At 68.6% G+C, this 10,715-nt stretch carries 11 protein-coding genes; 7 read left to right on the forward strand and 4 right to left on the reverse strand.

Translation table 11 applies throughout. The annotated features are described in order from the left end of the window. Nucleotides 1-412, reverse strand: a 412-nt coding sequence (locus F3J10_RS31365; RefSeq protein WP_205200556.1) for an aminopeptidase P family N-terminal domain-containing protein, incomplete at its 3' end; no start/stop codon positions are given. A gap of 27 nt (nt 413-439) precedes the next feature. Then, nucleotides 440-691: a hypothetical protein gene (locus F3J10_RS31370; protein WP_025100903.1), complete on the reverse strand. Its 252-nt coding sequence runs from the start codon at nt 689-691 to the stop codon at nt 440-442. 548 nt (nt 692-1,239) lie between these two features. On the opposite strand from F3J10_RS31370, the gene hemA reads away from it, so the two are divergent. The 6 genes from hemA (at nt 1,240) to F3J10_RS31400 (ending at nt 6,616) form a co-directional block, all read left to right on the forward strand. Next, nucleotides 1,240-2,526, forward strand: a complete 1,287-nt coding sequence (gene hemA / locus F3J10_RS31375) for a glutamyl-tRNA reductase (RefSeq protein ID WP_025100902.1) — start codon at nt 1,240-1,242, stop codon at nt 2,524-2,526. A gap of 92 nt (nt 2,527-2,618) precedes the next feature. Continuing rightward, nucleotides 2,619-3,701, forward strand: a complete 1,083-nt coding sequence (gene prfA, locus F3J10_RS31380) for a peptide chain release factor 1 (RefSeq protein ID WP_013696492.1) — start codon at nt 2,619-2,621, stop codon at nt 3,699-3,701. A gap of 14 nt (nt 3,702-3,715) precedes the next feature. Then, nucleotides 3,716-4,564 carry a peptide chain release factor N(5)-glutamine methyltransferase gene (gene prmC / locus F3J10_RS31385; RefSeq protein WP_167243731.1) on the forward strand — a complete coding sequence of 283 codons (849 nt, stop codon included), beginning with the start codon at nt 3,716-3,718 and terminating at the stop codon, nt 4,562-4,564. A 185-nt stretch (nt 4,565-4,749) separates the two neighbouring features. Beyond that, on the forward strand, nt 4,750-5,061 hold the full coding sequence (gene grxD / locus F3J10_RS31390) for a Grx4 family monothiol glutaredoxin (protein ID WP_012734508.1): 312 nt from the start codon (nt 4,750-4,752) through the stop codon (nt 5,059-5,061). Between the two features lie 13 nt (nt 5,062-5,074). Continuing rightward, the gene (locus tag F3J10_RS31395) at nt 5,075-5,674 is read left to right on the forward strand and encodes a UbiX family flavin prenyltransferase (protein WP_025100899.1); all 600 of its coding nucleotides are present in this window, start codon (nt 5,075-5,077) and stop codon (nt 5,672-5,674) included. 132 nt (nt 5,675-5,806) lie between these two features. Further along, complete coding sequence (locus tag F3J10_RS31400; RefSeq protein WP_025100898.1) at nt 5,807-6,616, forward strand: class III extradiol ring-cleavage dioxygenase; 810 nt, start codon at nt 5,807-5,809, stop codon at nt 6,614-6,616. 121 nt (nt 6,617-6,737) lie between these two features. Here the strand turns inward: F3J10_RS31400 and F3J10_RS31405 are convergent, their stop codons facing one another. Beyond that, entirely contained in the window at nt 6,738-8,336 is a 1,599-nt protein-coding gene (locus tag F3J10_RS31405) for an APC family permease (RefSeq protein ID WP_025100897.1), read from the reverse strand. 434 nt (nt 8,337-8,770) lie between these two features. Between F3J10_RS31405 and F3J10_RS31410 the strand changes: the two genes are divergently transcribed. Next, a complete protein-coding gene (locus F3J10_RS31410) occupies nt 8,771-8,974 on the forward strand; it encodes a cold-shock protein (RefSeq protein ID WP_025100896.1) in 204 nt (67 codons plus the stop codon). 281 nt (nt 8,975-9,255) lie between these two features. Here the strand turns inward: F3J10_RS31410 and F3J10_RS31415 are convergent, their stop codons facing one another. Beyond that, complete coding sequence (locus F3J10_RS31415) at nt 9,256-10,515, reverse strand: Hsp70 family protein (protein ID WP_025100895.1); 1,260 nt, start codon at nt 10,513-10,515, stop codon at nt 9,256-9,258. Between the last annotated feature and the right edge of the window lie 200 nt (nt 10,516-10,715).

The raw sequence follows: 10,715 nt of genomic DNA on the forward strand, positions 1-10,715 counted from the left end.
TCGCCGCCGACAGCGCCCGCGCGGCGCCCACCCCGAGCACCGCGCCGTCCACGCCCACCGCGGCGCCGGCCGGCACGTGCTCGGCCAGCCATTCGACATGCGGCTGGCTCTGCTGGCCGGCCGTCATCTTCATCAGTTCGACGCCGGTGCCGGCCAGCTCGGCGGCGGCCTGCACCCAGTAGCGGCTGTCGACCCACAGGCCCGCGAAATCGGCCGTCACCACCAGGGTGCCGACCGAGCCCGTGAAGCCCGACAGCCAGCGGCGCGCCTGCCAGTGCTCGGGCAGGTACTCGGACAGATGCGGATCGGCGGATGGGACGAGACAGGCGGCGACACCCTCGCGCGCCATCACGCCGCGCAACAGGGCGATGCGAGCGGGAATGGGGGAGACGTCGGGATGACGGGCGTTCATGATGGGTTCCATCCGTGTGGGGGGAGTTCAGCGGCGGGCAAGCGCGCCGGTGGTCAAGGTGACGAGGACAAGTGCGGCGGCGGCGCAGACGGGCCATTCGAGCGTGCCGCCGTCGTGGAACAGACCGGTCAGGTTGCCGGCCATCCTGGCGGCCGCCGCGCCTGCGAGGCCGGCGACCAGCGCGGCGCGCCAGCCGCGGCGCCCGGCGCGCGCCGGATGCAGCCACCAGCCCAGGCCGCCGATGGCGAGACCGAGTACCACGATTCCAAACCAGTTCATCCAGCGCCTTTTTTTCGAATCATCCGAGCTTGCCCCGGGCGTGAACGAAACACCTGTCGTCGCAGGGCATGCGGCGGCCGTCTCCGGTGATCCGGATTATAAAAGTGAGTACGAGAGTGCGGCCGTCCGCGACATTGCCCTACCTAGCGAACGAGTGTAAGGGGTCGGTCAAACGTAAGGCAAGTGGACATAAGTGCCGCAGCGGGGTCCTCCTTCATATGTCCACACAAATTCCAACTATCCTGAAAAAGTGGGCCGAATCGCTCGCCGGAAGGTTGCCAATCGACGGTTTCGGGCGCATCGTACCCTCCAATCGTCGGCCCGGCCGATTGCTGCGACCTGGAGTCGCGCCACCCTGTCGTGAGCAGGGTCTTGGCGGCGCCCGGGCGTGCATCGGGCGAGGGCCGGCAGGCTCGAGAGCGCGTCCTGGCGGGGCTTGCGGCGAATCGCCCCGGTCGGGACAGGCGGCCTGGCGACCCCGCCCGGGCCTTGCCGGTGACAAAAGCGGCAAGACGCTATAATGCGAACCTAAACGATAGCCCCCGGATATGCAGCTCCTCACGATCGGAATCAATCACCACACGGCACCCGTCGCCTTGCGCGAACGTGTGGCGTTTCCGCTCGAACAGATCAAGCCTGCCCTGTCCACCCTGACCGGCGTGTTCCTGGGGCGCCAGGCGCCCAACACGCCCGAAGCCGCGATCCTCTCCACCTGCAACCGCACCGAGCTGTACTGCGCCACCGACGATCGCGCCGCGCGCGATGCCGCCGTGCGCTGGCTGGCCGAGTTCCACGGCATTCCCGCCGACGAGCTCGCGCCGCATGTCTACGCGCTGCCGCAATCCGAGGCCGTCCGCCACGCCTTCCGCGTCGCGTCCGGCCTCGATTCCATGGTGCTCGGCGAAACCCAGATCGTCGGCCAGATGAAGAACGCGGTGCGCACCGCCTCCGAGGCCGGCGCGCTCGGCACCTACCTGAACCAGTTGTTCCAGCGCACCTTCGCGGTCGCCAAGGAGGTGCGCAGCACCACCGAGATCGGCGCCCAGTCGGTGTCGATGGCCGCCGCCGCGGTGCGCCTGGCGCAGCGCATCTTCGAGAGCCTCGCCGACCAGAAGGTGCTGTTCATCGGCGCGGGCGAGATGATCGAGCTGTGCGCCACCCACTTCGCCGCGCAAGGTCCGCGCGAGCTGGTGATCGCCAACCGCACCGCCGAGCGCGGCGCCAAGCTGGCCGAGCGCTTCGGCGGCCGCGCCATGCCGCTGGCCGACCTGCCCGCGCGCATGCACGAATTCGACATCATCGTGTCCTGCACCGCCTCCACGCTGCCGATCATCGGCCTGGGCGCGGTCGAGCGCGCGGTGAAGGCGCGCCGCCACCGGCCGATCTTCATGGTCGACCTGGCCGTGCCGCGCGACATCGAGCAGGAAGTCGGCAAGCTCAAGGACGTGTTCCTCTACACGGTCGACGATCTCGGCGCGATCGTGCGCGAGGGCAATGCCTCGCGGCAGGCCGCCGTGGCGCAGGCCGAGGCGATCATCGAGACGCGCGTGCAGAACTTCATGCAGTGGCTCGACACGCGCAGCGTGGTGCCGATCATCCGCCACATGCATACCCAGGCCGACGCGCTGCGTCGCGCCGAGCTCGAGCGCGCGCAGAAGATGCTGGCGCGCGGCGACGATCCGGCCGCGGTGCTCGACGCGCTGTCGCAGGCGCTCACCAACAAGCTGATCCACGGCCCGACCAGCGCGCTGAACCGCACCAGCGGCACCGAGCGCGACCAGTTGATCGACCTGATGCGCGGTTTCTACGCGCACGGCCCGCGCGCCGACCATTAGCGGCGCCCGCCGCCGCATCTGCCCCACCCGCGGCGCTTCGGCCGCATCCGCCTTCCTTTTCGAATCCTCGCCCGGGAGCGTCGCTCCACACCATGAAAACGAGCATGCAAAGCAAGCTCGACCAGCTCTCGAACCGGCTGGCCGAACTGAACGAACTGCTGAGCCGAGAGAACGTCACCGCCGATCTCGACCAGTACCGCAAGCTGACCCGCGAACACGCGGAAATCGGCCCGGTGGTCGAGCACTATGCGCAATGGCGCCTCGCGCGCGGCGACGAGGCGACCGCCCAGGAACTGCTGTCGGACGCCGCGATGCGCGAGTTCGCGGAAGAAGAGATCCGCGAGGCGCGCGAGCGCATGGCGCGCCTGGAAGCCGAGCTGCAGAAGATGCTGCTGCCGCGCGACCCCAACGACGAGCGCAACATCTTCCTGGAAATCCGCGCCGGCACCGGCGGCGACGAGTCGGCGCTGTTCGCCGGCGACCTGCTGCGCATGTACCTGCGCTATGCCGAGCGGCAGCGCTGGCAGGTCGAGATGATGTCGGAGAGCGCCTCGGACCTGGGCGGCTACAAGGAAGTGATCGTGCGTATCGCGGGCCAGGGCGCCTATTCGCGCCTGAAGTTCGAATCGGGCGGCCATCGCGTGCAGCGCGTGCCGGCCACCGAGACGCAGGGCCGTATCCACACCTCGGCCTGCACCGTGGCGGTGATGCCCGAGGCCGACGAGATCGCCGAGGTCGAGATCAACCCGGCCGACCTGCGCATCGACACCTTCCGCGCCTCGGGCGCGGGCGGCCAGCACATCAACAAGACCGATTCGGCGGTGCGCGTCACCCACCTGCCGACCGGCATCGTGGTGGAGTGCCAGGACGATCGCTCGCAGCACAAGAACAAGGAGCGCGCGCTGAAGGTGCTGGCGGCCCGCATCAAGGACAAGCAGTACCACGAGCAGCACGCCAAGGAAGCGGCCACGCGCAAGAGCCTGATCGGCTCGGGCGACCGCTCGGAGCGGATCCGCACCTACAACTTCCCGCAGGGCCGGATGACCGACCACCGCATCAACCTCACGCTCTACAAGCTCGAGGCCCTGATGGACGGCGATCTCGACGAGATGATCGCGACCCTCGTCAGCGAGCACCAGGCCGAGCTGCTGGCCTCGCTCGGCGAAAGCGACTGAGCGGCGCGCGTCTCATGCCCGCCTCGCCCGCCACCGCCGCCGAACTGCTGCGCGCCACGCCGCTCGATGCCGTCGACGCACGGATCCTGCTCGCCCACGCGCTGGGCTGGAGCCGAACCCAGCTGATCACGCGCGCCGACGCGCCGCTCGCGGCAGCCGACGCCGAGCGTTATCTCGCGCTCGCGGCGCGGCGCCTGGCCGGCGAGCCGGTGGCGCAACTGGTCGGCTCGCGCGAGTTCTTCGGCCTCGAATTCGCGGTCACGCCCGACGTGCTGATTCCGCGGCCCGATACCGAGCTGCTGGTGGAGACCGCGCTCGCCGCGATCGAGGGCATCGCCGCGCCGGCCGTGCTCGATCTCGGCACCGGCAGCGGCGCGGTGGCGATCGCGATCGCCTCGATGCGGCCCGACGCGCGCGTCCAGGCGCTCGACCGCTCGGCCGCGGCGCTGGCGGTGGCACGCGGCAACGCGGCCAGGCTGCTCGACCCGGCGCGCCCGGGCGGCGCCCTGCAGTTCCTGGAGAGCGACTGGTACGGCGCGCTCGATCCGCTGCAGCGCTTTCACGCGATCGTCAGCAACCCGCCCTATATCGCGTGCAGGGACCCGCATCTCGAGCAGGGCGACCTGCGCTTCGAGCCGCGCGGCGCGCTGACGGACGAGGCGGACGGCCTCGAGGCGATCCGCGCGATCGCGGCCGGCGCGCCGGCCTTCCTGTTGCCGCACGGCGCGCTCTGGATCGAGCACGGCTACGACCAGGCCGAGGCGGTGCGCGCGATCCTCGCCGCCGCCGGATTCGAGGCGGTGGCCTCGCTCACCGACCTGGCGGCCATCGAGCGCTGCACCGGCGGGCGCCTGCCCGGCTGAACGCCCGGGCGCGGCTTGCCTGCGGCCGGTGCCCCCGCGAGATGCGCGGAGCACCCGCCGGCCCGGTCCAGGCCCGGTCCAGGCCCTATCCCGGCCCTGCTTTCCGCCCTGGACCGGCGCCGGTCGGCCCTGCCGAAATCCAGTATCATTCCCGTTCTCTGCCCCGCATCAGCACAAGGTTCATCATGGATACCCAACAACGCATCAAGCAAATCGTCGACGAAAACCCGGTCGTGCTCTTCATGAAGGGCACCGCGCAATTCCCGATGTGCGGCTTCTCGGGCCGCGCGATCCAGGTCCTGAAGGCCTGCGGCGTCGACCAGATCAAGACCGTCAACGTGCTCGAGGACGAGGAAATCCGCCAGGGGATCAAGAGCTTCTCGAACTGGCCGACGATCCCGCAGCTCTACGTGAAGGGCGAATTCGTCGGCGGCTCGGACATCATGATGGAGATGTACCAGTCGGGCGAACTGCAGCAACTGTTCGCCGCCGCCTGAGTTCCTCCCCTCGATGGAGGCACGCCCCGCGCCGCCGCGGCGCCTGATCGTCGCGATCACCGGCGCGACCGGCGCGATCTACGGCATCCGCCTGCTCGACCTGCTGCGCGCGGCGGGCGGCGTCGAGACCCACCTGTTGGTGTCGGCGGCCGGCTGGCTCAATATCCAGCACGAACTGCGGCTCTCGAAGGACGAGGTCCATGCGCGGGCCGACGTGGTCCACTCGGTACGCGACGTGGGCGCGAGCATCGCCTCCGGCTCGTTCGCGACCGACGGCATGGTGGTCGCGCCCTGCTCCATGAAGACGCTGGCCAGCGTCGCGCACGGGCTCTCGGACAATCTCGTGGCCCGCGCCGCCGACGTCACGCTCAAGGAGCGGCGCCGGCTGGTACTGATGGTGCGCGAGACGCCCTTCAATCTCGCCCACCTGCGCAACATGACCGCCGTCACCGAGATGGGCGGCATCGTCTTCCCCCCGCTGCCCGCCTTCTACGCGATGCCCGCCTCGATCGACGAGCTGGTCGACCAGACCGTCACGCGCGTGATCGACCTGTTCGGCATCGGCGCGCCGCGCACCGCGCCGTGGACAGGGATCCGCGGCGGCACCGAGTAAGGCTCGTCACCTCCCGCCCCCTCGCATTGATTCGCAACGATAAAGAATCAATCAAATCCCGTTTGAGCGATTTATCAAACCCAAGGCGGCCTCTATAGTCGAATCCGATTCGACTCATCCGGACCTCCGACCATGTCCCGCCTGCCTTCGCTCTACCTGTCCCACGGCGCCCCGACGCTGCCGATCGACCCGTTGCTGCCCTCGGCGGCGTTCACGCACCTGGGCGCCGAGCTGCCGCGCCCGCGCGCCGTGCTGATGCTCTCGGCGCACTGGAACACGCTGGCCCCGGCCGTCAGCGTCAGCGCGCGGCCCGAAACCATCCACGACTTCCACGGCTTCCCGCGCGCGCTCTACGAGCTGCGCTATCCGGCGCCGGGCGCGCCCGAGCTGGCCGAGCGCACGGCGGCCCTGCTCGAGGCGGCCGGCATCCCGACCGCGACCACCGATTACGGGCTCGACCACGGCGCCTGGGTGCCGATGCTGCTGATGTTCCCCGAGGCCGATATCCCGGTTGCCCAGTTGTCGATCCAGCCGCGCGCCGACGCCGCCCACCATTTCCGCGTGGGCCGTGCGCTGCGCGCGCTGCGCGACGACGGCGTGATGGTGATCGGCTCGGGCCAGATCACCCACAACCTGCGCCAGGCCGATTTCGGCGCGACGCCGGAGGAGGCCGACCCGCGCGTGGATGAATTCACCGGCTGGTTCGAGGACCGCCTGGCCCATCGCGACATCGAGGCGCTGCTCGACTACCGGCGCCAGGCCCCGCACGCGGCCCTGATGCACCCGACCGACGAGCACCTGCTGCCGGTGTTCGCCGCGCTCGGCGCGGCCGACGACGACTACCAGCTCGGCATCCAGTCGCTGGGCACCTACCAGCGCGTGCTGGCGATGACCAACTACGTGTTCGCGTCGTCGCCCCAGGCCAGCCAGCCCGCGGCCTGAGCTACGGCCCGGGGCGCGGCGAGCGCCCATGAAAAAGCCCGCCCGGGCACGACCCGGGCGGGCTTTTTTTCGTTCCTGCCGGCACCGCGGCGGCGGTGTCGTCAGGATCGGGCGGTGACGCTCAGGCGCCGATGCCGTCGAGAATCTCGTCGTGCGACTCGCGCTCGTCGAGGTACTGGGTCCGGTAGCCGGTGTTGACGCCCCAGAAGTAGAAGCCCAGCGCGATCAGCGCGACGATCAGCATGTCCCAGCCATAGGGCAGCACGCCCGAGCCGCCGAACTGCTTGCTGCCGATCAGCGACAGCACGGCCATCGTCGGCAGGTAGGCGACCAGCCACCAGGCGGCCTTCAGGTCGGCACCCCAGCCACCCCAGCCCGACTTGGCCTGGAAGTAGAAGTACACCGGCAGCGCGACGACCATCAGCAGGATGATCTCGCCCGTCAGCGGCCACTTCGCCCAGTACAGGATCAGCGAGGCGCAGACGAAGGCGAACGGCGCGATCAGCTTCATGCCCGGGATCGACAGCGGACGATCGAGGTCGGTGGCCGCGCGGCGCAGTGCCATCAGGCTGATCGGGCCCGTCAGGTACGAGATCACGGTAGCCACCGAGATCACGGCCGCCAGCGAGCTCCAGCCGCGGAAGAAGAACAGAAAGACGAAGGAGACCAGCAGGTTGAACCACATCGCGTTGCGCGGCACGCCGTAGAGCGGGTGCACGTTGCCGAACATCTTCGGCATCGTGTTGTTGCGCTCCATCGCGTAGATCATCCGCGTGGTGGTGGCCATGTAGGTCGTGCCGGTGCCGCTCGGGCTGATGAAGGCATCGACGTAGAGCAGCACGGCCAGCCAGTTCAGGTTCAGCGCGATCGCCAGTTCCGCGAACGGCGAGGCGAAGTTGAAGTGCTTCCAGCCCTTCGCGACCTCGGCCGGATCGACCGAGCCGATGTAGGCGATCTGCAGCAGCACGTAGATCACCAGCGCGATCAGGATCGAGGCGATCACCGCGAACGGCACGCTGCGCGACGGGTTGCGCGCCTCGCCGGCGAGGTTGACCGGGCTCTGGAAGCCGTTGAACGCGAACACGATGCCGCTGGTGGCGACCGCCGTGAGCACCGCCGACCAGCCATACGGCGCAAACGAGTCGTTGCTCGTCATGCCGAGGTTGTCGGAGTGGAAGCTGGTGAGCATCAGGCCGAGGATGGTCAGGCCCGGGATCAGGAACTTGAACACCGTGATCGCCGAGTTGGCGCGCGCGAACAGCTTCACGCCCCAGTAGTTCAGCAAGAAGTAGATCACCACCAGCACCGCCGAGAGCAGCAGGCCTGGTGTGGTCAACTCCCCGCCCACGAACAGGCTGTGCGCCCACTCATAGGGCCAGGTGCTCATGTACTGGATCGATGCCTCGGCCTCGATCGGGATCACCGAGACGATCGCGATCCAGTTGGCCCAGGCGCTGATGAAGCCCACCAGGGAGCCGTGCGAGTAGCGCGCGTAGCGCACCATGCCGCCCGATTCCGGGAACATCGCGCCGAGCTCGGCATAGGTCAATGCGATCGCGAGAATCACGACCGCGCCGATGATCCAGGCGCAGATCGCGGCCGGGCCGGCGATCTTCGCTGCTTTCCAGGCCCCGAAAAGCCAGCCGGAGCCGATGATCGACCCCAGGCCCGTCAGCATGAGCGCGATCGGGCCAATGTTCCGTTGAATAGAACTGTTCACAACCTCTCCTATGTCTCTCAAAAAGCCTTGTCAGGACGCCTGCCGAAGGTCGTTCGGCCGGGGTCGCGCCGGCATCTTTGGGGGACGGGTTGTCCGGTCCAGGACAACCCGCCCGTGCGGCGCGTAGTGTATACGGTTGCACCTCCCGCATGGCGGCAAAATCGATCAGCCCCTACAAAAAAATGAGCGCCCCAGCAAGATTTGTAAGCGTTATTCGTGGTATTTCTAGTGGTTTCCCTAGGAATTCTCGCGGGAAGGTTGACCGCAAGGTCGTTTGGACGTATAACGGCCGAGCAGGATTTCAAGTGGCGAGTGAATAGGTTCTTTCGTAGTTCGCCCATCAACGGTACTCCGGTCGGCCCCATTACCCCCTTCCTTGATTTTCATGCACCTCCCGGGCGTTTCGCCCTGTCTCACATTTTTAGGAACAAGTTATGGCAACCGGCACCGTCAAGTGGTTCAACGACGCTAAGGGTTTTGGCTTCATCACGCCGGAAGGCGGCGGCGACGATCTGTTCGCGCACTTCTCGGAAATCAAGGTTGACGGTTTCAAGACGCTGCAAGAAAACCAGAAGGTCGAATTCGAAGTGAAGACCGGCCCGAAGGGTCTGCAAGCAGCGAACATCAAGCCGCTGTAAGTTCGCGCGATATCTTCGCCTGAATAAAAAACCCCGCCTCGGCGGGGTTTTCGTTTTTTCCGACCCGAATTCGTGTCGGGCCGCGATCCGGCGGGATTGATTCCGATAGTGGTGCAGCGGTTCGCGTCGCGGGGCAAGGGAATCGACGCCGGGCACGCCGATTTGTCATCGAGGCGTGCTGGACGGGTTGGCGGGCCGGCGCGGCGGCGGAGGCAATTCTCGCTCCCGGCGCAGCCGTATCGAGCCCTGCCCAGGCCCGCCCGAGGCGCGCCGCCCGGCGCTCAGCCGAACAGCCGCCGCGCGTGGATCCCGAGGCCCGTGGCGACGCTGGCGAGGCGATCGCCGAACACCGGCTCGGCATCGGGGAAGGCGGCCGCCAGCGCGCCCGACAGGAAGGCCAGCCCGGTCGAGCCGCCCGTGAAGTAGAGCGCGCCCAGATCGCGCGGCGCGATGCCGGCCAGCCGGACCGTCTCGCGCGCCGCCTCGACGATGCGCGCCGTGTCGTCGACGCTGGCGTCCACCAGGCGCGCCGCGTCGAAGGCGATCTGCAGGTCCTCCTCGACCTCGTTCAGGTCGATCATGGTCTCCCCGCCCGCCGCCACGCCGATCTTGGCCTCCTCGGCGCGCGCCATCAGCGCGTGGCCGAAGCGCTGCTCGACCACCCTCACCAGCCGCTCGAACTGGCGCGTGTCCACATACAGGTGCTTCATCAGCTTGAGCTCGGCAAGCCGCTTGGGCGTGTAGACGGTGTTGATCAGGTGCCAGGTAGCGAGGTCGAAGTAGATCCGGTTCGGCAGCTCGCGGCCTTCCGGGTCCAGCGAGCGGTAGCCGAAGGCCGGCATGATCGAGGCCAGCTCGACGCGGCGGTCGTAGTCGGTGCCGGCCACGTGCACGCCGTGATGCGCGAGCACGTCGTCCTTGCGCTCGAGCCGCGCCATGCGCTCGGGGCCGACGCGCACCAGCGAGAAGTCCGAGGTGCCGCCGCCGATGTCGGCCACCAGCACCAGCGTCTCGGCCGGCTGGCGCGACTCGTAGTCGAACGCGGCCGCGATCGGCTCGTACTGGAAGTGCACCTCCTTCAGGCCCACCGACTGCGCGGCCGCCGCCAACTGCTGCTCGGCGAGGCGGTCGGCGCGCGGATCGTCGTCGACGAAGAACACCGGCCGGCCCAGCACCGCGCGGTCGATCGCGCCGCCCGAGCAGGCCTGCGCCTTGCCCGTCAGGTGCTGCATGAAGATGGCGATCACCTCGGTATAGGCGATGCCGCTGCCGTCGCCGAGGTCGGTGGTGGTTTCCGCCAGCGGCGAGCCGAGGATGCTCTTCATCGAGCGCATCAGCCGGCCGTCGAAACCGTCGATGTAGGAGGCCAGCGCGGCACGGCCGAACTCGCGCGTGCCCTCGTCGTTGTTGAAGAAGATGGAGGTCGGCAGGGTGCGGTGCTCGCCTTCCACGGGCGCGAGCCGCATCGCCCCCTCCCGCGCCGGGTCCGGCAGGGCGACGGCGGAGTTGGAAGTGCCGAAATCGATCGCGCAGTAGCTCATGGGGAATGAAACGCCGACGGGACGGGCGCGAAGCGGAAAGGGGGGCTTTTTAACACAGAAGCGCGCGGCCCTACAACGGGCTGCGGCGGGTGCGCGACGCGGGAAATCGGGGACGGTTCGAGCGGCGCCCGGCCCTGCCGGCGGCTTGCCGCGCCCGGTGCACGATCCCGGCGGGCACGGCCGCGGCACGGCAGGCCGTG

This window comes from Burkholderia sp. Cy-637, assembly GCF_011753175.1.
Lineage (GTDB): Bacteria > Pseudomonadota > Gammaproteobacteria > Burkholderiales > Burkholderiaceae > Burkholderia > Burkholderia gladioli.